Raw genomic sequence first — 22886 nt, 5'->3', positions numbered from 1 at the left:
TCCGGCGTATGGAGGCGCAATACTTTGTGTCAAAAAATCGGCAACAAGGAAAGGCCGACGGGCCCGGGTTCCCTGGCTCCCGCAGATGCCCGGTAATATGATATGGGCGCTCCGGTGAGCAAAACAGCGGCCTTGTGCTCACCGGATCGCCACTTTCCCGCCTCAACTCCCCGGCTATACCGACCGCCCCGCATGGTTTCGCTGCGGAACTTCGCCGTTTACCTCGAACCTTGGTGCGGCGAGAGCCACTCAAAACAGCAATAGGTTTCGCCCGGGAACTCCGATAAACAGCGGGCGTTTTCGGCAAGCTGTTTCACCAGAAAGAAAAGATGTGCTGCAAAGCGTAGTCGTTGCCATCGTCAGGGCCTGCACCCGGCTTGCCTCTCCCGTCGTCGTTCTCGGGCTCCTGCTGTCGGTCGGCGCGGGCTATTACGCCGCGCGGCACTTCGCCATCAACACCGACATCAATTCGCTGATTTCCCAAAACCTCGACTGGCGCCAGCGCGACCAGCAGTTCGACCGCGCCTTCGACCGCGACGCGACCATTCTCGCGGTCGTTGAGGCCGCAACGCCCGAGCTGACGACCGCCGCGGCGGACGCGCTCTATGCCAAGCTGAAAGACGACAAGACCAATTTCGTGTCGATGCAGCAGCTCGGCACCGGCGAGTTCTTCGAGCGCAACGGCCTGTTGTTCCTGCCGACCGAAGAGGTTGCCAAGGCGACCAGCCAGTTCGAATCCGCGGCGCCCCTGATCGAGATCATGGCCGGCGATCCCTCGATCCGCGGCCTGACCGGGGCGCTCGAGACCGGGCTTGCCGGCGTCAAGCGCGGGCAGGTGAAGCTCGACAGCACCGAGCGGCCCTTCAACCAGATCGCGCAGACCGTCGAGACCGTGCTCAACAAGGGCAATGCGACCTTCTCCTGGCGCGAGCTCGTCAGCGACCAGCCACTGTCGGATTCGGACAGGCGCGCCTTCATCGAGTTCAAGCCGATCCTCGACTACAACGCGCTGGAGCCCGGCAAGGACGCCACCGATGCGATCCGCAAGGCGGCGGCGGAGCTAGATTTCGCGACCAAATACCACGCGCGCGTGCGGCTGACCGGTCCGGTCCCGATCGCCAATGAGGAATACGCGACCGTCCAGGAGGGCGCTGTCGTCAACGGCATCGGCACCGTTCTGGTCGTGCTCTTCATCCTGTGGCTGGCGCTGCATTCGGCGAAGATCATCTTCGCCGTGTTCGTCAATCTCTTCGTCGGCCTCGCGATCACCACGGCCGCCGGCCTGATGATGGTCGGCTCGCTCAATCTGCTATCGATTGCGTTTGCAGTGCTGTTCGTCGGCCTCGGCGTCGATTTCGGTATCCAATACAGCGTCCGTTACCGCTCTGAGCGTTACAAGGTCGATGATCTCCGCAAGGCGCTGGTGCTTGCCGCCAGACGTTCCGCGATCCCGCTGTCGCTGGCTGCGATGGCCACCGCGGCCGGCTTCCTCTGCTTCATCCCTACCGACTACAAGGGCATCGCCGAGCTGGGCCAGATCGCCGGCGTCGGCATGCTGGTGGCGTTCATCTCCTCGATCACCGTCTTGCCGGCGCTCTTGAAGCTGCTGAACCCGCCCGGCGAGAAGGAGCCGGTCGGCTACGCCTTCCTGGCACCGCTCGATCATTTCCTGGAGAAGCACCGTGTGCTGGTCGTCGGCGGTACGCTGCTGCTCGCGGTCGCCGGCCTGCCGCTGCTCTATTTCATGAAGTTCGACTTCAACCCGATGAATCTGCGCAACCCGCATGCCGAATCGATCGCGACCTTCCTCGACCTGCGCAAGGATCCCAACACCGGCGCCAATGCCATCAATGTGATGACCACGTCGGAGGAGCAGGCAAGGCAGGTCGAGGCGAGGCTGGAGAAGGTTCCGGAGGTGCTGCGGGTGATGTCGCTCGACAGCTTCGTGCCGCAGGACCAGCAACCGAAGCTGAAGCTGATCGCGCAAGGTGCCAAGGTGCTGAACCCCGCGCTCAACCCCGACCAGATCGATGCAGCACCGACGGATCAGGAAAATATCGAGGCGCTGAAATCCTCGGTCGACAATCTGCGCCGGACTGCCGGTGATGCGAAGGGGCCCGGCGCGGTCGCCTCGCGCCGGCTGGCGGACGCGCTCGAGAAGCTTGCCAATGGCGACGAGGCCACGCGCAACAAGGCGCAGGACGTGTTCGTCACGCCGATGAAGATCGTGTTCGACCAGCTCAGGAACGCGATGCAGGCAGGTCCCGTCACGCTGGCCTCGCTGCCGCCCGATCTCGTCAGCGCCTGGAAGAGCAAGGACGGCGTCATCCGCGTCGAGGCGCTGCCCAAGGGCGATCCCAACGACAACGAGACGTTACGCAGATTTGCCGCCGCGGTGCTCGCGGCCGAGCCGACCGCGATCGGCGGACCGGTCTCGATCCTGAAGTCCGGCGACACTGTGGTGAGGGCGTTCATCCACGCCGGCATCTACGCACTATTGGTGATCGGCCTGCTGCTGTGGATCACGCTGCGGCGGTTCGTCGACGTGCTGATGACGCTGGTGCCGCTGCTGGTGGCCGGCGCGGTGACGCTCGAGATCTGCGTTTTGATCGGCTTGCCGCTCAACTTCGCCAACATCGTCGCGTTCCCGCTGCTGCTCGGCGTCGGCGTCGCCTTCAAGATCTATTATGTAGTGGCCTGGCGCTCGGGCAGAACGAACCTGCTCCAGACCAGTCTCACGCGAGCAATCTTCTTCAGTGCACTGACGACGGCGACTGCATTCGGCAGCCTGTGGCTGTCGAGCCATCCCGGTACGTCCAGCATGGGCAAGCTGCTCGCACTCTCGCTGGTGACGACGCTTGCCGCCGTGCTGCTGTTCCAGCCGGCCCTAATGGGCAAACCCCGCAATCTCAGGGAGTAGGCAGATGTCGCCGACCGCGTCGGTGGCACTCTTCTGGCCGGGCTTGGCGGCGGTCTTCGGGGCTGCGGGCGCGGCGGCTGCGGCGCCCGTCGTGGCCGGGGCGCCCTGGGCTTTCGGCGCGGCGGACTTCGGTCCACCCTTCGCCATGGCGTTGGCTGTGCTCAAGGGGATCGGGGGGCCGACCCGGGTCCAGGTCTCGCCGCCGCAGAGAAAGCCCATCACGCAGCCCTTGATTTCGAGCTGGTCGGTTCCGACAGGGGTGATGGTCGCGCTGTAGAGCTGGCCGTCCTTGGCGTTGTAGACCTGTCCTTCCCACTGATCGACGCTGGGCTTCTTCTTCATGTCGATCAGGGTCGGCATGCCCAGCGTCGGCCTGTTCTTTTTTGACACATCCGGATTGTTCTCGTCGCGGCCGCCGGGCTGTTTCTCCCAGGAAACCGCGCCCCACATGCTGCCATTGCATTGGGCGACACGGATGTTGGCGACGCCGTCCGCGACCCGCCAGTCGCCGGTCGGGTCCGCGGCGAGTGCGGGGGTCAGGCAAGTGTAACCGCCAACCAGTATTAGTCCGGTGTAATGGGCGAAACGCATGAGAGTTCCTTGGCAGTGCAACATGGTCTAAAGCTGTGCTTGCGAAGATGGTCCGAAAAAGGGCAAAAGGCCGCATAGACCGTTTTCAGTAACGGTCCGTTTTCAGTTGACGAGACGGCCCTCAACCGAAGTATGTAGCGGATGCACAGTCCAAATCCAGACATGTCTCAGCTGTTCGCGGACCGGCAGGCCCAGCGCAGCGCCCTGCATAACCGGTACTTGAACGAGCAGTTCGTCCGGGTTCTCAAGACCATCGGCTACGATGTCGGCTTCCAGAAGGGCCAGGGGCAGTACCTCTACGACCGCGACGGGGCGCGCTATCTCGACCTGTTGTCCGGATTCGGCGTGTTCGCGATCGGACGCAATCATCCGGTCATGCGGGAGGCGCTCAAGAGCGTGCTCGATGCCGATTTGCCCAATCTCGTCCAGTTCGACGTCTCGACGCTGGCCGGCGTGCTAGCCGAGCGCCTCCTGAAATACGTTCCCTATCTCGACAAGGCATTCTTCGCCAATTCCGGTGCCGAATGCGTCGAAGCGGCGATCAAGTTTGCCCGCGGCGCGACGGGGCGTCCCGGCATCGTCTATTGCGCCCATGGCTATCACGGCCTGACCTATGGCGCGCTGTCGCTGACGGGCGATTCGAACTTCCGCACCGGCTTCGAGCCGCTGCTGCCGGGCTGCACGTCGATCCCGTTCAACGATCTGGCCGCGCTGGAAAAGGCGCTGGCCTCGCGCGAGATCGCAGCCTTCATCGTCGAGCCGATCCAGGGCAAGGGCGTCAACATGCCCACCGACGAGTTCCTGCCGGGCGCAGCCGCGCTCTGCAAGAAGTACGGCACGCTGTTCGTCGCCGACGAGATCCAGACCGGCATGGGCCGCACCGGCCGCTTCCTTGCGGTCGAGCACTGGAACGTCGAGCCCGACATGGTGCTGCTGTCGAAGTCGCTGTCCGGCGGCCATGTGCCGGTGGGTGCCGTGCTGACGCGCAAGAGCATCTTCGACAAGATCTTCAATCAGATGGACCGCGCTGTGGTGCACGGTTCGACCTTCTCCAAGAACGACCTTGCGATGGCCGCGGGCATCGCCACGCTCGATGTCATGGAGTCCGAGAAGTTGATCGAGTCCGCCGCCAAGCGCGGCGCCGAGTTGCGCCTCGCGCTGACCCGCATGGTGCCCGGCTACGAGCTGATGAAGGAAGTGCGCGGTAAGGGCCTGATGATCGGCGTCGAGTTCGGCCCGCCGAAGTCGCTGCGCCTGCGCGCCTCCTGGAACGTGCTGGAGACCGCCAACAAGGGTCTGTTCTGCCAGCTCATCACCGTGCCGCTGTTCAAGGATCACAAGATCCTCACCCAGGTCGCCGGCCACGGCAGCCACACCATCAAGCTGCTGCCGCCGCTCACCATCACCGAAGAAGACTGCAACTGGATCGAGCGCGCGTTCGACGACGTTATCGCCGGCAGCCACAAGGTCCCCGGCGCGATCTGGTCGCTGGGCAAGACGCTGGTGGACAACGCGGTGCGGCGGTCGGCTTAAAGTCTCCGCCGCGGCCTGATGTCGCGACGTGCGACCTGTCGAAACAGTCCGCCTCCTGAAACTCCAAATCGGCACCTAACTTTCCCGGCATTGACCTGACCGGGAGAGGAGTTGCGCGATGCCTGTAACTGGCGGCTGTCATTGCGGTGCGATCCGCTACGAGGTGAACGGCGACACGATCGTGCACGCGCTCTGTCATTGTACGGATTGCCGTCGCCATTCCGGAGCGCCGATGGTCGGCTGGGCGATGTATCCGCGCGAAGCAGTCAAAGTGGTGCGCGGTCAGCCCAAGATCTATCACTCCTCGGAGCATGGACGGCGGCACTTTTGTGCCGATTGCGGCACGGGACTGTTTTACGTCAACGAAAACCTGATGCCCGACGTCATCGACATCCAGAGCGGCACCTATGACGACCCGGATGCCGTTCCGGCAGTGATGCACATCCAGGTCGCCGAGCGCATCGGCTGGATGGAGCGGGCGCATGAGCTGCCCGTGTTCGAACGATTTCCTCCGCTCGAATAACGGCGGGCGGGCGCTCGCATGACTATCTCCAAGGAGGCAGCCTTGATTGCTTCGTCGCTAACGCTCCGCGCAATGACGGCGAAGACTGCTACCCCTCCACGTTCGCCTTCATCGCCGCCTCGAACTTGTCGACGAACTCGGCAAGCTCGTCGGCGCCGAGATCGCTGACGGCCCAGAAGTTCAGGCCGCGATTGCTCCAGCGGCGGCAGTGGAAGCCCTGCATGCTCTCGGTCTTCGGCGCACGGTGGTCCGTGCTCGAGGTCTGCGACACGAACAGGTTGATCACGTGCTGCCGCCGCTTGTAGACGACGGCGCCCATGGCGCGCGCGTCGATATAGTCGAGCCGGCCGCCGACCAGCGTAAAACCTTGCGCGGTGAGATCGACCACGGGCGGGGCGACATCGAGCTTGCCGTTGAACCACGGCTTCACCGTGTGCTGGTCGGTCGAGACCACGTCGATGAGGTGGCCGGCCTGGAGCGAGCGCAGGTGGGCGGAGACGACCTCCGACAGGATGCGCTGTTGGTCATCCTGGCGCAGCACCACGGCGACGACGCCGGAGGCGGCCAGCGCGGAGACCGCCGAGCCCATCGCAAAGCCGCGCAGCACCGAGCGGCGGCTCGGCTGCTGGCGCTGCGGCTGCGGCAGCGAGGCCTCGATGCGGCTGCGCAGGCTTGCCGGCGCGATGTAGCGCAAATCGGTCTCGGCGAGCGCGCGCTGCATCTCGCGCTGCGCGCCAAACTCGGTGGCACAGTCCGGGCAGCTCGCGATATGAGCTTCGACCTCGCGCGCATGGCCGGCGTCCAGCTCGTTGTCGAGCAGCGCGTGAAGCAGGATCCTTGCTTCGTCGCAGGTCATTTCGAGTGCTCCTCCTCCGCCGTCCAGGCCGCGCGCAGCATGGCGCGAGCGCGGGCGAGGCGGGACATCACGGTGCCAACGGGGGCACCGACGGCCTCGGCGATTTCACGATAGGACAGGTTGTTGATCTCCCGCAGCACGAATGTCTCCTTAAATGGCTCGGCGAGCGCGTCGATCAGCTTGCGGATGGCGCCGGCGTCGCGGCTGCGCAGCACCTCCGTTTCCGGGCTTACTTCGCTCTCCTGCCAGAGCGGCGTCTGCTCGGCTGCGCCGGGCGTATCCTCGATCGCGCCGGGCCGGTGCGCCCGCCGCGCATATTCGGCGTTGCAGACATTGCGCAGGATCGCGAAGAGCCAGGGCTTCATAGCCGGCCCGCGATAGCTGTCGAAGTGCTTCAGTGCGCGCAGATAGCACTCCTGCACCGCATCCTCGGCGTCGGAGGGGTCGCGCAAGAGATAGCGCGCGAGCGTATAGACGTCGTCGAGATAGGGTAGCGCCGCCTCGCGGAAGCGCTGCGCCTTCTGCAGATCGTCTTTGGCGGGCATCGCTCCTCGCTTTGCCTCTTGTTTTGCTTCCGCTTTGGCCGCGGTCGAAGACGCGTGAGCCCGGCCGGCGTGGGACCACCGGCCGGGCAAGACGTTGATGCCTTGGTTGGAGACGTTACTCAACCTTGATCATCCCCGTCATGTGCGGGTGCAGCGAACAAAAATACTTGTAGTCGCCCGCATTGGTGAAGGTGAACGAGAACTTGTCGTCGGTGTCCAGGGTCTTGGACCTGAACTTGCCGGCTGACACCACGGTGTGCGGGATGTCGTCCCGGTTGGTCCAGGTCACGGTGGTGCCGACCCTGATCTTGAGCTCGGCCGGCTGAAAGACGAAATTGTCGATATGCACTTCCAGGTCGTTGTCAGCGCGGGCTCTTGTTGCGGGCAACAGGATGGCCGCGGCCAAAGCGAGACCGAGGTCGACACTGAAGTCGCGGCGATTGAGTGTCTTCATTGTCAGATTCCGTTCAACCTTAGCCCTGGAGCGGCGTGTCGATGATCGCGAGCCGCTGCTCGTTCTGTTTGAAGTTGACGCTGGCGACGCCGAGCATGGAGCGGAGTTTTGCGTCCTCGACCTTCATCGGTCCGGGCGAGGGGGCGGCTCCCGGCGCCGGCTGCGGGAAGGCGGTCGAGCGTGCGGTATGGAATGTGACGTTGCCCTCGACCTTCTGCATCACCTGGTGGATGTGGCCGTTGAGCACGGTGACCGAGCCAAAGCCCTTCACGAGCTCCAGCGCGCGGCCGCCATCCTCGGTGCCCCAGCCCCATTCGGGATAGACGGTCCAGAGTGGGATGTGGGCGAACAGCACGACCGGCGTCGATTTCGACTTGCCGCGGAGGTCGTCCGCGAGCCAGGCGAGCTGCTCGGCGCCGAGGTTGCCGAGGCCCCCGGCCTTGAGGTCGACGACGTTGACGAGACCGATGAAGTGGACGCCGTCGGCGTCGAAGGAGTACCAGCCGTGGCCCTTGGTGCCGCGGCCGTAGCGCTCGCGGTAGAGCTTCACCTCCTCGTCGATGAAGTCGTGCTCGCCGGGGACGTAGTGTACGTCGAGCTTGGTCTGCGAGATGATGCGCTCGGCATTGTCGAACTCGGCGGCCTTCGACAGATGCGTGATGTCGCCGGTGTGGATCATGAACGACGGCTTTGCCGGCATCGTGTTGATCTTGTTGACGGCCTCCTCCAGCGTGCCGAGCGCGTTGGGGTTGGCCGGCTTGTCGAAGCCGACATGGCTGTCGCTGATCTGCAGGAAGGTCATGCCGGGCGCGGCCGTCGTCGCGGCTTCAGCCGAGTCGATGATTCCGAGCGAGCGCGGCACGCCGCCCGTGACGGTCCAGAGCACGCCTGTGCCGGCCCAGGTCATGCATTCCAGCACCTTGCGGCGGCTGACGCCGTCGTCCCCGTGATCGTGTCCGCTCATCGCATCCCTCCGCGTCGCCCGGAATTGGGCTTCGGGGAGGTGATTGCGGGAGGGGGAGGCTTATTCCCGAATGCAATGACGATTTCGTGAGGGAGGTCTCTTCCCCCGGACGCGGTGCAGCGTGCAACGCTGCTCCGCTGAGCCGGAACCCAGAAAGTCGCACGGTACGCGGTGAATTGGGCCCGGCTCAGCAGCGCACCACTTTGTGCTGCGCTGCGTCCGGTGCAGGAGGGCTATTTCGCGAACTCCCGGATCGCCTCAAGCACGGCCGCCGGCATTTCCTGCGCCACGCAATGCCCGGCGCCTTCAAACACCAACGTGCTGACGTTCGGAAGCAGCGAGACCGCGCGCGCTGCCATCACCTTGTAGATCGGGCCCGACTTCGCGGCGGTGGTAACGCGCACCGGGCAGTCGCTCGGCAAGCGAGGCAAACGGATTGCCGCGCGCATCGCCGACGTAAACCTGCGTCATCGCCTCGTAGATCGGACGCAGCATCGCCGATTCAATCTCGGGCGTGCAGCAGAGCCGGACGCGGCCATTCTCGATCGGCACGAAGCCGTGACGCACATAGGCCCGCAGCGACGTTTCGGTCCAACCCGCGAATGCCGGCGCCGCGCGGTAGCGGTTGAAGACGGCATCCCGGCTGTCGAATTCCGCTTGCCGGCGCAGCGCGCCTTGCACGCGGGACAGGGACCCTTCGTCCAATCCGCCGGCGCGCGCCGTGCGCGGGTTCATGATGGTCGGCTGCATCACGAACAGGCGTGTGAAACGCCCAGGCAAGAGCTTTGCCGCGAGCAGGAGATCGGTCGCACCCGCACTGTGGCCGATGCCGTAGACCTCGCGCAGCCCGAGCGCATCGATGACCCGGCAGACATCGTCGGCAAAGTCCAGGAAGTGATAGCTGCTGGGCTTGTGGCTGGCGCCATGGCCGCGGCGGTCGAGGGCGTAGACGGTGTAGGCCGAGGCAAGCTCGCGCGCGACCTCGTCCCAGACGTCGGCGACGAAACTGGTGCCGTGCACGAGCAGGGCAGGCGGTTTGCCGCTCCCGCCCCATTGCAGCATGGCGATCTCTGCGCCGGCGGGGCCGATTGAAAGGCGGTGCGAATTGATCATGGCGACGGGATGCTACTTCGCATCCTCCAGGATCATCGTCGCGCCCTTTTCGGCGATCATCGCCGTCGGCGTGTTGGTGTTGCCGGACGTGATGGTCGGCATGATCGATGCGTCCACGATGCGCAGATTGCCGAGGCCGTAGAAGCGCAGGCGCTCGTCGACCACCGCCATCGGGTCATTCGCCGCGCCCATCTTCGCAGTGCCGACGGGATGGAAGATGGTGGTGCCGATGTCGCCAGCAGCCTTCGCCAGCGAGGCATCGTCGTCGCCGACGGCGGGGCCGGGCAGATATTCGCTCGGGCGATATTTTGCCAGCGCCTTCTGTCGCATCAGGCGGCGGGTGGTGCGGATGGCGTCGGCGGCGACCTGGCGGTCTTCCTCGGTCGAGAGATAATTCGGCGCGATGATCGGCTTCTCGTCGGGCGTCGCCGCGCGCAGCCGCACGGTGCCGCGCGAGGTCGGCTGGAGGTTGCAGGCGCTCACCGTGATCGCGGGGAAGCGGTGCAGGGGATCGCCGAATTTGTCCAGCGACAGCGGCTGCACGTGGAACTGGATGTTGGCGCGCGAACGCGTGGCATCCGAACGCGTGAAGATGCCGAGCTGCGAGGGCGCCATCGTCAACGGACCGCGGCGACGGAAAGCGTAGTCGAGCCCCATCAACCCGCGGCGGAAGAGATTGTAGTAGGTTTCGTTCAGCGTGCGCACGCCCTCGACCTTGTAGATCGCGCGTTGCTGGAGATGGTCCTGCAAGTTTCGGCCGATGCCGGGCTTGTCCATGACAATGTCGATGCCGAGCGGCGACAGCCAGTCGGCGGGGCCGATACCGGAGCGATGCAGCACCTGCACCGAGCCGATCGCGCCTGCCGAGAGGATGACCTCACGCTTGGCACGTGCCTCGATGATCTCGCCGTTCCGGATGAAGCGCACGCCGACGGCGCGGCCCTGCTCGATGATGAGGCGATCGACGAGCACATGCTTTTCGAGCCGCAGGTTCGCCCGGTTCAGCGCCGGCTTGAGGAAGCCGCGTGCCGACGACCAGCGGCGGCCGCGCTTCTGGTTGACGTGGAAATAGCTGGTGCCTTCGTTGTCGCCGGTGTTGAAATCCGGGATGCGCTTGATGCCCATCTCTTCTGCGGCATCGCCGACGGCATCGAGAACGTCCCAGGACAGCCGCGGCGCCTCGATGCGCCAGCCGCCGCCGGCGCCGTGATGCTCGCTCGCGCCGAGGAAGTGATCCTCGAGCCGTTTGAACACCGGCAGCACATCGTCGTAGCCCCAGCCGGTCAGGCCGAGTTGGCGCCAGTGATCGTAGTCGGCGGCCTGGCCGCGCATCGAGATCATGGCGTTGATCGCCGAGCAGCCGCCGATCACCTTGCCGCGGGGATAGGCGAGCGCGCGGCCGTTCAGGCCGGGCTCGGCCTCGGTCTTGAACATCCAGTCCGAGCGCGGATTGCCGATCGCGAAGAGATAGCCGACCGGGATATGGAACCAGATCCAGTTGTCGTCGCCGCCAGCTTCGAGAATGAGGACACGGTTCCTGGGCTCGCTCGACAGCCGATTGGCGAGGATGCAGCCGGCGGTGCCGGCCCCTACGACGATATAGTCAAACTCACCTTCGAGCCGTCTTGGCATTCTGCTTCCACCCCAACAGGTATCATGCCCGAGCTTGTCGCGGACATCCACGCGGGTCCCGTCCTAGTAGTCGGACGTGGATGGCCAAGACAAGCTGGCCAGAAGCCCCCAGAAGCCCGGCCATGACGGGGAGGCAGAGCTCCCCGGACCTCAGGCAGTTGGGTGGACTCGCGCTTGCATGGTAGACAGTCCTGTATTTTCAACCAAGCTTGAGACCTTCCATGCCCATTGTGAACCGCGTCGCCGACCTCCAACCCGATATTCAGGCTTGGCGCCGGGACATCCACGCGCATCCGGAATTGCTGTACGACGTGCACCGCACCGCAGCATTCGTGGCGGACCGCCTGCGCGAGTTCGGCTGCGATGAGGTTGTGACCGGTATCGGTCAGACCGGGGTGGTCGGCGTGATCAAGGGTAGCAAGCCGGCCGGCGAGGGGCTCAAGGTGATTGGCATGCGCGCCGACATGGATGCGCTGCCGGTCGACGAAGAGACCAGCCTGCCTTACGCCTCCAAGACCCCCGGCAAGATGCACGCCTGCGGCCATGACGGCCACACCGCGATGCTGCTCGGCGCCGCGCGCTATCTTGCCGAGACTCGGAACTTCGCTGGCGATGCCGTGGTGATCTTCCAGCCGGCTGAGGAGGGCGGTGCTGGCGGCGCGGCCATGGTCAAGAACGGGCTGATGGAGCGTTTCCGCATCGAGCAGGTCTATGGCATGCACAACGGCCCCGGCATCCCGATCGGCTCGTTCGCGATCCGGCCGGGCCCGATCATGGCGGCGACCGACGAGGTCGACATCATGATCGAGGGTTTCGGCGGCCATGCCGCGCGCCCGCACAAATGCGTGGATTCCGTGCTGGTGGGCGCGCAGGTGATCACGGCGCTGCAATCGATTGTCGCACGCAGCGTCGATCCTTTGGAATCGGCGGTGATCTCGATCTGCGAATTCCATGCCGGCAACGCCCGCAACGTCATTCCGCAGACGGCGACGCTGCGCGGCACGATCCGCACGCTGACGCCGGAGGTGCGCAGGCTGGTCGAGAAGCGCGTGCACGAGGTGGTTGCGGGCGTGGCGCAGATCACGGGTGCGAAGATCGATTTGCGCTACAAGCGCAACTATCCCGTCGTGAACAACCACGCCGCGGAGACCGAGGTGGCGACGCGCATAGCGAAGCAGGTTGCGGGCGAAGCCAACGTGCTCGAGATGCCGCCGCTGATGGGCGGGGAGGATTTCGCCTATATGCTGGAAGCGCGTCCCGGCGCCTTCATCTTTTGCGGCAACGGCGACAGCGCCGGCCTGCATCACCCCGCCTACAATTTCAACGACGAGGCGATCGTCTACGGCACGTCCTACTGGGTCAAGCTGGTCGAGGAGCAACTCGCGGCGTCGTAAGGCGGAAGCCAAAGCACAAATGATTAAGGGCCCGTGCATCGCACGGGCCCTTTGACTTCGCGTGAGGTGATCGCTCAGAAGAGCCGCGAGAAGATCACGTAGAGCGTGGCCGACAGCATGATCGCGCAGGGCAAGGTCAGCACCCAGGCCATCAGCAAGTTGCGGATGGTCGACCATTGCAGACCCGAGCCGTTCGCGGCCATGGTGCCGGCAACGCCTGACGACAGCACGTGAGTCGTCGACACCGGCAGGCCGAAATTGTCGGCGGCCGCGATGGTGGCGGCGGCCACGAGCTCGGCAGAAGCGCCCTGGGCGTAGGTGAGATGGGTCTTGCCGATCTTCTCACCGACCGTGATCACGATGCGCTTCCAGCCAATCATGGTGCCGAGGCCGAGCGCGATGGCCACCGCGATCTTCACCCAGTTCGGGATGAACTTCGTGGCGGCGTCGAGCGAGCCCTTGTAGGCGTTCAGGGTTGCGATCTCCTCCTTGCTGAGATCGTTTTCCTTGTCCTTCATCAGGAAGCGGATCGCTTCCGAGGTCAGGTACATATCGTTGCGGGTGTTGCCCACGGCTTCTGCCGGAACCTTGTTCAGCGAGCCGTACCTGGCGACCTGGTCACCGACGTCCTTCACGAGCACGGCGAGCGAGGGATAGGTGCCCTCGTTGAGCTGATGCAGCGCGATGTACTGGGTCACCGCCGGACGGGGATCGCCGATGATGCTGTGGCCAGCACCTTTGGCCGAGATCACCTTGGAAGCGGCCTCCGAGGTCTTCTGGAACTGGGCAACCTGGGATTCCGGCAGTGCGCGGTTGAGCGCGTAGGCGGTAGGGACGGTGCCGATCAGGATCAGCATGATGAGGCCCATGCCCTTCTGGCCGTCATTCGAGCCATGGGCGAAGCTGACGCCGGTGCAGGTGAGGATCAGCAGGCCACGGATCCACAGCGGCGGTGCCTTGTGCCCCTCGGGCGCGGCGTACAGGGCCGGATTGCGCACGATCATCTTGAGCACCAGCAGCAGCACGGCGGCGCAGATGAAGCCGACCAGCGGCGACAGCAGCAGCGCATAGCCGATCTCGGTCGCCTTGCTCCAGTCCACGCCCGAGGTGCCGTCGCGGCCACGCATCACGGCGTTGGCGATGCCGACGCCGATAATCGAGCCGATCAGCGTGTGCGAGGAGGAGGCAGGAAGTCCGAAAAACCAGGTGCCGAGATTCCAGAGGATCGCGGCGATCAGCAGCGCGAACACCATCGCGAAGCCGGCGCTGGAGCCGACCTGGAGGATCAGCTCGACCGGCAGTAGCGAGACGATGCCGAAGGCGACCGCGCCGGAGGAGAGCAGCACGCCGAGGAAGTTGAAGAAGCCCGACCACATCACGGCGAACTCCGCCGGCAGCGAATGGGTGTAGATCACGGTCGCGACCGCGTTGGCGGTGTCGTGAAAGCCGTTGACGAACTCGAACCCGAGCGCGATCAGCAGCGCAACGAACAGGAGGACGTAGGGCAGGTAGGTCGTGACCTTGGTGCCGGTCGCATCGACATCGCTATAGATGCTGTAGGCCACATAGAGCAGGCCCGCAGCCAGGATCCCGAAGAACAGGATCATGGTGAGCGGGTTGAAACCCTTGTCGAGATTGGGCCGGGAAGCCGGCTGGACCGGCGACGGATCGCCTACAGCTCGGTCGAATGCAACGTCTGTCATCTTTGGACGCCCCTTAACCTATTGGTAGGGCTATTGTCCGCGAATGATTTGAAGGCTGGATGACAACCTGCGTCCTAAGGTCGCTTTCCTGTTCTATTTAAGCGGCACGGGCGCCTTTCTTCTGCAAATTGGCGGCGATCTTCAGGTCTTCAACAAAGCGCTGATACTCCAGCGCTTTCGCTTTCGGATCGGGCAGCCCGCAGAAGATAGGACGGGTGCACCGTCACAAGCGCCTTGCGTCCGTCGGGCAGGTCCATGAGCCGGCCGCGGTTCTTTCCGATCGGCGTGATCTTGCCGAACACGCTCTGCGCGGCGGTCGCGCCCATCGCCACGATGAGGTCGGGCTGGATTGCCGAAACTTCCCGCTCATACCATTGCCGGCAGGCCCGGATCTCAGGTGTGTTCGGCTTCTGATGCAGGCGGATCTTTCCGCGTGGCACGAATTTGAAGTGCTTGACCGCATTGGTGACGTAGACCTTCTTGCGGTCGACGCCGGCTTCCTCCAGCGCGCGGTCGAGCATCTGTCCGGCCGGTCCGACGAAAGGATGGCCGGCGAGGTCTTCCTTGTCGCCGGGCTGCTCGCCGATCAGCATGATGTTGGCGGACTTCGGGCCCTCGCCGAACACGGTCTGCGTCGCGTCCTTGTAGAGATGGCAGGCGCGGCAATGCTCGGCCTCCTCGCGGAGGGTTTCGAGATCGTCGGCAGCAGGTTGGCGCTTCATCGGAGCCTCCGGCCGCATCTGAGGTTTGTGCGGATCGGTTGCGGCGTTGGCGATCATGGCGCCGGTCATGCGTTCGGCGTCTTCGATCAAGGGCTTAATGATCGAAGCCTCGGGCAGGTTCCTCCAGTATTTCTTCGGCATCTCCGTCTGCATCGCCTTCACCTTCAGCCGCGCCGGATTGAAGATGCTGGCGTAATAGCGCCGCCAGGTTTCCTCCAGCCGGTCTTCGCTGGGCGCCTCGTTCTTGCTCACGCCCGGCGTGAATGAGAGCGCATGGCCGTCCCAATGCGCGCAGAGGTCCGGCGTCAGGATCGACCACGGCATATCGGCGAAGCGCTTGGCGAAGAACGGCGCGGCGAGTTCGACGATGTGATGCTCCGGCTCGAACCAGGCGACGTAATGCGCGGCACGTTCCCGGCCGATTTCGCGGAAGCGCACGAAGGCATGCATCTTGTGCTCGTCGCGATGAACCGCTCTTGCCATCGCCGTGATGAGCGCGACATCGGGATCAGTCGCGACCTCGATGAGATCGTGGTTGTCCTTCAAGCGCCAGAGCAGGCGATAGAGGATCGCAAATCGCTCGCCGTCGCGATGGAGCATTGCTGCTTTCGCGAGCTCGACGAATTTTGCCGGCACGTTGAAGGTGCCGTCGTTCACCTCGAGGATCGGCGACGGCCCGGGTGGCGCGAACAAATCGGCTTCGCCGCCCTGCACGGCCCAGGTGACATCGGTGGGCTCCACATGATGAAGCACGAGCGAACGCGCGGCGTTGCGCCAGCCGTCGAAATCGGTTTCGGTGTCGAGAATGATGTACTGCATCAGAAGCCAAACCCCAGTTGTGTTGCCTTCGGCTTGAACCTTTCGATGAGCCCGGCCGCATCGAGACGATGCGGGGCGGGCCGGTGATCGCTGAGGATGATGAACGGCAGCGCCTTGTGCCGTGGCACGTGCAGGCGAGCGAGATCGGAAAGGCGGATGGTGGTGGTGCGGCGCGTTGCGATGATGCGTTCGACCGCCTTGGTGCCGAAGCCCGGCACGCGCAGCAGCTCCTCGCGGCTGGCGCGGTTGACGTCGAGCGGAAAGCGGTCGCGGTGGCGCAGCGCCCAGGCGAGCTTCGGATCGATGTCGAGCGGCAGCATCGCACTGTCGTCGACGATCTCGCCGACGTCGAAGCCGTAGAACCGCATCAGCCAGTCGGCCTGGTAGAGCCGGTGCTCGCGCAGCAGCGGCGGCTGTATCAGAGGCAAAGCGCGGCTGGCGTCCGGAATCGGGCTGAATGCGGAGTAATAGACACGCCGCAGCCGGTAGGAGCCGTAGAGATTGGCGCTGGTGTGAAGAATGGTGTGGTCGTTCGCGCTGTCGGCGCCGACGATCATCTGCGTGCTTTGTCCGGCCGGTGCGAAGCGCTGCGGCTTCGCCCTGGTCTTCGCGTTACGGCCTTCCTCGGCTTCGTCCAGCTTCAGCCGCAGCCGGCCCATGGTGCGGCGGATCGCGCGAACGTTCTTCTCCGGCGCGAATTGCTGCAGGCTGGTCTCCTGCGGCATCTCGATGTTGATGGAGAGGCGGTCGGCATATTTGCCGGCCTCCGCGATCAGCGCGTCGTCGGCCTCCGGAATGGTCTTGAGATGAATGTAGCCGCGGAAGTGATGCTCCTCGCGCAGTTTTCGCGCGACACTGACCACTTGCTCCATCGTGTAGTCGGGGCTGCGGATGATGCCGGAGGAGAGGAACAGGCCCTCGATGTAATTGCGCCGGTAGAAGTCGAGCGTGAGCTTGACGACCTCGTCGATGGTGAAGCGGGCGCGCGGCACGTTCGAGGAGGCGCGGTTGACGCAATAGAGGCAATCGTAATTGCAGGCGTTGGTCAGCAGCACCTTGAGCAGGGAGATGCAGCGTCCATCAGGCGCGTAGGAATGGCAGATACCCATGCCTGGCGCGGTCGAGCCCATGCCCCTGCCGTCGCTGGAATCCCGCTTCTCGGTGCCGCTGGAGGCGCAGGAGGCGTCGTACTTGGCGGCATCCGCGAGAATTTCCAGTTTGCGTTGTACGTCCATGCCTGAATCTCTTTGATTCCACTCATGAATCTTTGGCGCGCCAATTTGATTGACTCTTCAAGCGCCGTTAGCTTTATATTAGAACATATCATGAACAAATGAGCCAGCCGCTGGTTCTTCTTTTGCAGGCCACGGCAATCACCTCTGAAGGAGCGGCGAGCATGAGCAGCGCACGCATCAGCGCGCTTGCGACCTTGCGCGGCCAGATCGAGCGCATCGAGACGGCGGAGGTCATGCATCAGTATGACCGCGTCGCGCTCGGCCATGGCGAGGCCGACGCCGCGCTGAAGGGCGGGCTCGCGCGCGCGGCGATCCACGAGGTGTTTTGCGAGGGGCGGCAGGGGACAACTGCGACGGGTTTTGTCATGGGCCTCGCAGGGCGCGTCTCGGCGCAGCGGCCGCTGCTGTGGGTGCGGCAGGATTTTTCGGAAGTTGAAACCGGTGCGCTGTCGATGAGCGGGATTGCCGAGCTCGGGCTCGATCCGCGCCGCGTCGTGATGGCGCGCGCCGCCGATGTCGAGAGCGCGCTGCGCATCTCGGCCGACGCGCTCGCCTGCGATGCGCTCGGCGCGGTCGTGCTCGAGCTCTGGGGCGATGTCAGACAGTTCGATCTCGTCGCGAGCCGCAAGCTGACCCTCGCCGCGCAATCTTCAGGCGTCACCGGGCTGATGCTGCGGATGGCGGCGCAGCCGCTGCCTTCGACCGCGGAGACGCGATGGATGCTGCGTGCGGCGCATTCGCCGCCGGGGGCAATGTGGAGTGCCTGGGGCGCGCCGCGCTTCGATGCCGAGCTCTTGCGCAATCGTCATGGCCCGTGCGGCCGGTGGATCATGGAATGGAATTGTGATGAGTGCCAGTTCAGTGAACCGTCGACGTATCCTCAGCCTGTGGCTGCCGCGCCTGCCCATCGACCGGATCCAGCGGTTTTTGCAGGTGAGCAGCGGCGCGCAGGATGAACCGAGCATCGTCGTCATCAAGGAGAACAATGCGCTGGTGATCCATGCGCTCGACGAGGCTGCCGAGCGTCTCGGCCTGTACATCGGCCAGCCGCTGGCCAATGCGCGGGCGATGTGCCCGGACTTGAAGGTGTTCGATGCCGATGTCGTGGCCGATGCCAAGACGCTTGGCGACATCGCCGATTGGTGCGACCGCTTCACGCCGCTGGTGGCGCTCGATCCGCCGCACGGGCTGTTTCTCGACATCACCGGCTGCGCGCATCTGTTCGGCGGCGAGGCTGCGCTGCTGCAGACGCTGGTCCGGGCGCTCGCCCGGCAAGGCTTTGCCGTCAGCGCGGCGATCGCAGGTACTTCCGTCTGCGCGCGCACGCTGACGCGGCAAACGTCTGGCATCATCGTTGCCGACGGCGGCGAGGCGGCGGCGATCGACCGGTTTCCTGTGTCCGCGCTCGGCGCGGGCGAGGCTATTACCACCGGCCTGCGCCGCGCCGGCCTGAAGACCATCGGCGATGTCGCCTCGCGTTCGCCGAGCGAGATCACGGCCCGGTTCGGTGCCCGCTTCTCCACGCTGCTCGCGCATGCGCTCGGGCAGGGCGATGCGCCGATCAATCCGCGCAAGCCGCTGCCCGACTATATCGTCGAGAAGCGCTTTGCCGAGCCGATCGCAACCGACACCATGATCGCGATGACGCTGTCGCGGCTCGCGGACACCCTGATCGCCTCCATGGAGAAGCAGGGCAAAGGCGCGCGACGGCTCGAAGCTGCGTTCTTCCGCACCGACGGCGTGGTGCGCGCGATCATGGTCGAGACCGGACGGCCGGTAACACAAAGTGCGGTTATCGACCGCCTGTTCCGCGAGCGGCTCGATGCGCTCGCCGATCCCCTCGATCCCGGCTTCGGCTTCGACATGGTGCGCCTGTCGGCAAGTCGCACCGAGATCGTGGTGCAGGAGCAGCGCGATCTCGATGCCCATGTCCACGACAATGACGAGCTTGCCGCCCTGATCGACCGCATCGCCGCGCGCATCGGCGGAAAACGCGTCGTCGTGCATCTGCCGCAGGACACCCATATCCCCGAATGCGCGGTGCTGGCCGCGCCCGCCCAGCATCATCTCGCCGCCGCCATGCAGGCCGAATGGCCGGCGCGCGCCGAGAGCGAGCCGCCGCTGCGCCCGTTGCGTCTGTTCGACAAGCCGGAGCCGATCAAGGTGCCGTTCGCGACCGTGCCCGATGGTCCGCCGCATCAATTCACCTGGCGTCGCGCGCGGCATGCGGTAGTGCGCGTAGAAGGGCCCGAGCGCATCGCGATGGAATGGTGGCGGCAGGACGGCAAGCAGCTGACGCGGGATTATTTCCGCATCGAGGATGCCGAAGGCCTGCGCTTCTGGATCTTTCGCGACGGTCTCTACGAGAACGAGGTGTTCGACGGCGACGGCGAGCCCGCGTCTCCCAACTGGTATGTGCACGGTCTCTTCGCATGACGACATCAGCCTATGCCGAGATCGGCATCACCACCAATTTCTCCTTCCTGCGCGGCGGCTCGGATCCGCGCGCCTATGTGCATCAGGCCAGCATCCTCGGCATCCCCGTGATCGGCATTGCCGATCACAACACGCTCGCCGGCGTGGTGCGCGCCTACAAGGAGCTCGACAACGACAAGGTGCTGTACAAGCCGAAACTCTTGATCGGAGCGCGCATCGTCTTCATCGACGGCACGCCCGATATTCTCGTATACCCGCGAAACCGCGCCGCTTATGGCCGGCTGTGCCAGCTCCTCACAAGGGGCAAGCGCGGCGACGACATCACGCGGATCGAGAAGGGCGAGTGCCATCTCAGGTTTGCTGACCTGCTCGCGTTTTCCGAAGGGCAGCTCCTGGCCTTGATGCTGCCGCATCGCTTCGAGCCGGCGCAGGTGCTGGATATTCTCGCGAAGCTGAAGGCGAGCGGAGCCGAGGGCGTGTGGCTGGCGGCGAGCCTGCTCTATCGCGGCGACGATCGCCGCCGCCTGGTGCGGCTCGACGATCTCGCCGCAAAAGCAAAAGTGCCGCTGCTCGCGACCAACGAAGTGCTCTATCATCATCCTGCCCGGCGCCCGCTTCAGGACGTTCTCACCTGCATCCGGGAAAAGACCACGATCGAGGCGGTCGGACGCAAGCTGGAGGCCAATGCCGAGCGCTTCCTGAAGACGCCCCGCGAAATGGCGCGCCTGTTCCGCGATTTCCCCGAGGCGATCGCGGAGACCATGCGTTTTGCGGACCGCATCGACTTCTCGCTCGACCAGCTCAAATATCAGTATCCGGACGAGCCGGTGCCGCCGGGCAAGACTGCGCAGGGGCATCTGGAGGATCTGACTTGGGCGGGCGTCGACAAGTATTTCGGCGGCAAGATCGACGACAAGCTGCGCGCCACGCTCAACAAGGAGCTCGCGCTGATCGCCGAGCTGAAATACGCGCATTACTTCCTCACCGTGCACGATATCGTCCACTATGCGCGCAGCCAGAACATCCTGTGCCAGGGGCGGGGCTCGGCGGCGAATTCGGCCGTGTGCTACGTGCTCGGCATCACCTCGGTCGATCCGACCAAGGTCGATCTCCTGTTCGAGCGCTTCATCTCCAAGGAGCGGCTGGAGCCGCCCGACATCGATGTCGATTTCGAGCATTCGCGGCGCGAGGAGGTGATGCAATATGTCTATCGCCGCTACGGCCGCCACCGCGCCGCGATCATCGCCACCGTCATCCATTATCGCCCGCGCAGCGCCATTCGCGATGTCGGCAAGGCGCTGGGTTTGACCGAGGACGTCACTGCCGCGCTCGCCGATACCGTCTGGGGCAGCTGGGGCAAGGGCCTCAACGACATGCAGGTCAGGCAGGCCGGGCTCGATCCACAGAATCCCATGATCAACCTCGCGGTCGAGCTCGCGACCGAGCTGATCGAATTCCCGCGCCATCTCTCTCAGCATGTCGGCGGCTATGTGCTGACCCAGGACCGGCTCGACACCTATGTGCCGATCGGCAACGCTGCGATGGACGACCGCACTTTCATCGAATGGGACAAGGACGACGTCGATGCGCTCAGCATGATGAAGGTCGACGTGCTCGCGCTGGGCATGCTGACCTGCATCCGGAAGTGTTTTGATTTGATTGCGGACCACAAGGGTGAGCGTTACGTGCTGGCGAGCGTCCCGCAGGACGATCCCAAGGTCTACGACATGCTGTGTGCCGGCGAGTCGCTTGGCGTGTTCCAGGTCGAGAGCCGCGCCCAGATGAACATGCTGCCGCGGCTGAAACCGCGAACCTTCTACGATCTCGTCATTGAAGTTGCGATCGTGCGCCCCGGGCCGATCCAGGGCGACATGGTTCATCCGTATCTGCGGCGGCGGAACGGTCAGGAGAAAGTCACTTATCCCTCGCCATCGCCCGAGCATGGTCCTGCGGACGAGCTCTACAAGGTGCTGCACAAGACCAAGGGCGTGCCTTTGTTCCAGGAGCAGGCGATGCGCATCGCGATCGAGGCGGCAAAGTTCACCTCCGAGGAGGCCAACGGTCTGCGTCGCTCGATGGCGACCTTCCGCAATGTCGGCACGATCGGCCAATACGAGGAGAAGCTGATCGGCAACATGGTCGCGCGCGGCTATGATGCCAATTTTGCCAAGAGCTGCTTTGACCAGATCAAGGGCTTTGGCTCCTACGGCTTTCCGGAGAGCCATGCCGCGAGCTTTGCCCAGCTCGTCTACATCTCCTCATGGCTGAAATATCATCACCCCGACGCCTTCTGCTGTGCTCTGTTGAACTCGCAGCCGATGGGCTTTTACGCCCCGGCGCAGATCGTCGGTGACGCCCGCAAGAACGGCGTCGAGGTGCGCGATATCGATGTGTCCTACAGCTTTGCGCAGAACACGCTGGAGAATACTGACGACAGATATTGTGCCGTTCGTCTCGGCTTCCGCCAGATCGATGGCTTCCATTGGCTTGATGAGGATGAGGAGCGGCTGAAACGCTCGTCATTCCGGGGCACGCGAAGCGTGAACCCGGAACTTCGAGATTCCGGGTTCGATGCTGACGCATCGCCCCGGAATGACAGTGAGTTGGATTGGGCCGACCGCATCGTCGCCGCCCGCAATCGCCGGCCCTTCACCTCGGTGGAAGACTTTGCTCGCGACACCGGCCTGCCCAAGCGCGCGCTGATCCTGCTGGCGGATGCCGACGCGTTCCGCTCGCTCGGGCTCGACCGCCGCGAGGCGCTGTGGCAGGTGCGGCGGCTGCCCGACGACGTGCCGCTGCCGCTGTTCGAGGCGGCAACCGCGCGTGAGCAGCCCGATGAGCATGCAAAACCGCTGCCGCTGATGCCGCGCGCCGAGCAGGTCGTCGCCGACTACCAGACCATCCGCCTGTCGCTGAAAGGACACCCGATGGAGTTTTTGCGCGAAATGTTTACGCGCGAGCGTGTCGTCGCCTGCAAGGAGATCAGCCACGAGAACGATCGGCGCCGCGTCCGCTGCGCCGGCGTCGTCCTGGTGCGGCAGCGGCCGGGCAGCGCCAGCGGCGTCGTGTTCATGACGCTGGAGGACGAAACCGGCATCGCCAATGTCGTGGTCTGGCCCAAGATCATGGAGCAGTACCGCAAAGAAGTGATGGGCGCGCGCCTCATCGAGGTCCATGGCTATATCCAGAGCAGCCCCGAAAACGTCACGCATCTGATCGCGCAGCGCATGGTCGACCGCTCGCACGATCTGGTCGGATTGGCCAACGATGCTCTCAGCCGCAAGCATCCGGTGCCATCAAGCGCCACCGTGGTCGAGCCCCTCAACGAAGACCCCGGCGCGCTTGCGGACATGCCCGCGCAAAAAATCCGCCATCCCCGCAACGTCCGCATCCTGCCGCCGTCGCGGGATTTTCATTAGGTGTGCACGGAATGCCCGCCACACCCT

Annotated in this window: 15 protein-coding genes and 2 pseudogenes; 7 read left to right on the top strand and 10 right to left on the bottom strand. The window is 64.5% G+C overall.

All coding sequences use genetic code 11. The annotated features are described in order from the left end of the window. Window positions 1–331: 331 nt before the first annotated feature. On the top strand, window positions 332–2920 hold the full coding sequence (gene hpnN / locus ACVWY3_RS18050; RefSeq protein WP_456839666.1) for a hopanoid transporter HpnN: 2589 nt from the start codon (window positions 332–334) through the stop codon (window positions 2918–2920). Here hpnN and ACVWY3_RS18045 read toward each other — a convergent pair. Further along, window positions 2888–3511, bottom strand: coding sequence for a DUF2147 domain-containing protein (locus ACVWY3_RS18045; protein WP_456839665.1), 624 nt, complete (start codon window positions 3509–3511; stop codon window positions 2888–2890). The genes hpnN and ACVWY3_RS18045 overlap by 33 nt on opposite strands. Window positions 3512–3652: 141 nt before the next feature. Between ACVWY3_RS18045 and hpnO the strand changes: the two genes are divergently transcribed. After that, complete coding sequence (gene hpnO / locus ACVWY3_RS18040; protein WP_456839664.1) at window positions 3653–5044, top strand: aminobacteriohopanetriol synthase HpnO; 1392 nt, start codon at window positions 3653–3655, stop codon at window positions 5042–5044. Between the two features lie 118 nt (window positions 5045–5162). Next, window positions 5163–5567 carry a GFA family protein gene (locus tag ACVWY3_RS18035; protein WP_456839663.1) on the top strand — a complete coding sequence of 135 codons (405 nt, stop codon included), beginning with the start codon at window positions 5163–5165 and terminating at the stop codon, window positions 5565–5567. Window positions 5568–5655: 88 nt separating this feature from the next. Here ACVWY3_RS18035 and ACVWY3_RS18030 read toward each other — a convergent pair whose 3' ends face one another. The 6 genes and pseudogenes from ACVWY3_RS18030 to ACVWY3_RS18005 all read right to left on the bottom strand — a co-directional run bounded on the left by ACVWY3_RS18030 (window position 5656) and on the right by ACVWY3_RS18005 (window position 11131). After that, window positions 5656–6423 (bottom strand): anti-sigma factor family protein, encoded by a 768-nt coding sequence (locus ACVWY3_RS18030; RefSeq protein WP_456839662.1) that lies wholly within the window; start codon window positions 6421–6423, stop codon window positions 5656–5658. Then, window positions 6420–6968 carry a sigma-70 family RNA polymerase sigma factor gene (locus ACVWY3_RS18025; RefSeq protein ID WP_456839661.1) on the bottom strand — a complete coding sequence of 183 codons (549 nt, stop codon included), beginning with the start codon at window positions 6966–6968 and terminating at the stop codon, window positions 6420–6422. Before ACVWY3_RS18025 ends, ACVWY3_RS18030 begins: the two co-directional genes overlap by 4 nt. A gap of 115 nt (window positions 6969–7083) precedes the next feature. After that, window positions 7084–7422, bottom strand: coding sequence for a cupredoxin domain-containing protein (locus tag ACVWY3_RS18020; protein WP_456839660.1), 339 nt, complete (start codon window positions 7420–7422; stop codon window positions 7084–7086). 19 nt (window positions 7423–7441) lie between these two features. Next, window positions 7442–8386, bottom strand: a complete 945-nt coding sequence (locus ACVWY3_RS18015) for a metallophosphoesterase family protein (RefSeq protein WP_456839659.1) — start codon at window positions 8384–8386, stop codon at window positions 7442–7444. A 233-nt stretch (window positions 8387–8619) separates the two neighbouring features. Then, window positions 8620–9499: pseudogene (locus ACVWY3_RS18010) on the bottom strand (alpha/beta fold hydrolase). 12 nt (window positions 9500–9511) lie between these two features. After that, a complete protein-coding gene (locus ACVWY3_RS18005; protein ID WP_456839658.1) occupies window positions 9512–11131 on the bottom strand; it encodes a GMC family oxidoreductase in 1620 nt (539 codons plus the stop codon). A 221-nt stretch (window positions 11132–11352) separates the two neighbouring features. On the opposite strand from ACVWY3_RS18005, the gene ACVWY3_RS18000 reads away from it, so the two are divergent. Then, on the top strand, window positions 11353–12525 hold the full coding sequence (locus ACVWY3_RS18000) for a M20 aminoacylase family protein (RefSeq protein WP_456839657.1): 1173 nt from the start codon (window positions 11353–11355) through the stop codon (window positions 12523–12525). 74 nt (window positions 12526–12599) lie between these two features. Here the strand turns inward: ACVWY3_RS18000 and ACVWY3_RS17995 are convergent, their stop codons facing one another. The 3 genes and pseudogenes from ACVWY3_RS17995 to ACVWY3_RS17985 form a co-directional block, all read right to left on the bottom strand. After that, a complete protein-coding gene (locus tag ACVWY3_RS17995) occupies window positions 12600–14228 on the bottom strand; it encodes an inorganic phosphate transporter (protein ID WP_456839656.1) in 1629 nt (542 codons plus the stop codon). A 97-nt stretch (window positions 14229–14325) separates the two neighbouring features. After that, window positions 14326–15769: pseudogene (locus ACVWY3_RS17990) on the bottom strand (UdgX family uracil-DNA binding protein). Beyond that, window positions 15769–17004 carry a putative DNA modification/repair radical SAM protein gene (locus tag ACVWY3_RS17985; protein WP_456839655.1) on the bottom strand — a complete coding sequence of 412 codons (1236 nt, stop codon included), beginning with the start codon at window positions 17002–17004 and terminating at the stop codon, window positions 15769–15771. Before ACVWY3_RS17985 ends, ACVWY3_RS17990 begins: the two are co-directional and overlap by 1 nt. Window positions 17005–17165: 161 nt before the next feature. On the opposite strand from ACVWY3_RS17985, the gene ACVWY3_RS17980 reads away from it, so the two are divergent. From ACVWY3_RS17980 to ACVWY3_RS17970, 3 genes are read left to right on the top strand one after another with little or no spacing between them, the layout of a single operon-like run. Then, window positions 17166–17960, top strand: a complete 795-nt coding sequence (locus tag ACVWY3_RS17980; RefSeq protein ID WP_456839654.1) for an ImuA family protein — start codon at window positions 17166–17168, stop codon at window positions 17958–17960. Next, window positions 17851–19440, top strand: a complete 1590-nt coding sequence (locus tag ACVWY3_RS17975; protein ID WP_456839653.1) for a Y-family DNA polymerase — start codon at window positions 17851–17853, stop codon at window positions 19438–19440. The genes ACVWY3_RS17980 and ACVWY3_RS17975 overlap by 110 nt, the downstream gene beginning before the upstream one ends. After that, window positions 19437–22859: an error-prone DNA polymerase gene (locus ACVWY3_RS17970; RefSeq protein ID WP_456839652.1), complete on the top strand. Its 3423-nt coding sequence runs from the start codon at window positions 19437–19439 to the stop codon at window positions 22857–22859. The genes ACVWY3_RS17975 and ACVWY3_RS17970 overlap by 4 nt, the downstream gene beginning before the upstream one ends. Window positions 22860–22886: the final 27 nt, after the last annotated feature.

This window comes from Bradyrhizobium sp. USDA 4486 (genome assembly GCF_054057995.1).
The sequence above is the reverse complement of the archived record's forward strand: the minus strand, read 5'-3'. Positions and strand labels throughout refer to the sequence as shown.

Excerpts from the sequence above, each read along its gene's own strand:
- ACVWY3_RS18045 (WP_456839665.1), bottom strand. The coding sequence starts at position 3,511 with ATGCGTTTCGCCCATTACACCGGACTAATACTGGTTGGCGGTTACACT.
- hpnO (WP_456839664.1), top strand. The coding sequence starts at position 3,653 with ATGCACAGTCCAAATCCAGACATGTCTCAGCTGTTCGCGGACCGGCAG.
- ACVWY3_RS18035 (WP_456839663.1), top strand. The coding sequence starts at position 5,163 with ATGCCTGTAACTGGCGGCTGTCATTGCGGTGCGATCCGCTACGAGGTG.
- ACVWY3_RS18030 (WP_456839662.1), bottom strand. The coding sequence starts at position 6,423 with ATGACCTGCGACGAAGCAAGGATCCTGCTTCACGCGCTGCTCGACAAC.
- ACVWY3_RS18025 (WP_456839661.1), bottom strand. The coding sequence starts at position 6,968 with ATGCCCGCCAAAGACGATCTGCAGAAGGCGCAGCGCTTCCGCGAGGCG.
- ACVWY3_RS18020 (WP_456839660.1), bottom strand. The coding sequence starts at position 7,422 with ATGAAGACACTCAATCGCCGCGACTTCAGTGTCGACCTCGGTCTCGCT.
- ACVWY3_RS18015 (WP_456839659.1), bottom strand. The coding sequence starts at position 8,386 with ATGAGCGGACACGATCACGGGGACGACGGCGTCAGCCGCCGCAAGGTG.
- ACVWY3_RS18005 (WP_456839658.1), bottom strand. The coding sequence starts at position 11,131 with ATGCCAAGACGGCTCGAAGGTGAGTTTGACTATATCGTCGTAGGGGCC.
- ACVWY3_RS18000 (WP_456839657.1), top strand. The coding sequence starts at position 11,353 with ATGCCCATTGTGAACCGCGTCGCCGACCTCCAACCCGATATTCAGGCT.
- ACVWY3_RS17995 (WP_456839656.1), bottom strand. The coding sequence starts at position 14,228 with ATGACAGACGTTGCATTCGACCGAGCTGTAGGCGATCCGTCGCCGGTC.
- ACVWY3_RS17985 (WP_456839655.1), bottom strand. The coding sequence starts at position 17,004 with ATGGACGTACAACGCAAACTGGAAATTCTCGCGGATGCCGCCAAGTAC.
- ACVWY3_RS17980 (WP_456839654.1), top strand. The coding sequence starts at position 17,166 with ATGAGCAGCGCACGCATCAGCGCGCTTGCGACCTTGCGCGGCCAGATC.
- ACVWY3_RS17975 (WP_456839653.1), top strand. The coding sequence starts at position 17,851 with ATGAGTGCCAGTTCAGTGAACCGTCGACGTATCCTCAGCCTGTGGCTG.
- ACVWY3_RS17970 (WP_456839652.1), top strand. The coding sequence starts at position 19,437 with ATGACGACATCAGCCTATGCCGAGATCGGCATCACCACCAATTTCTCC.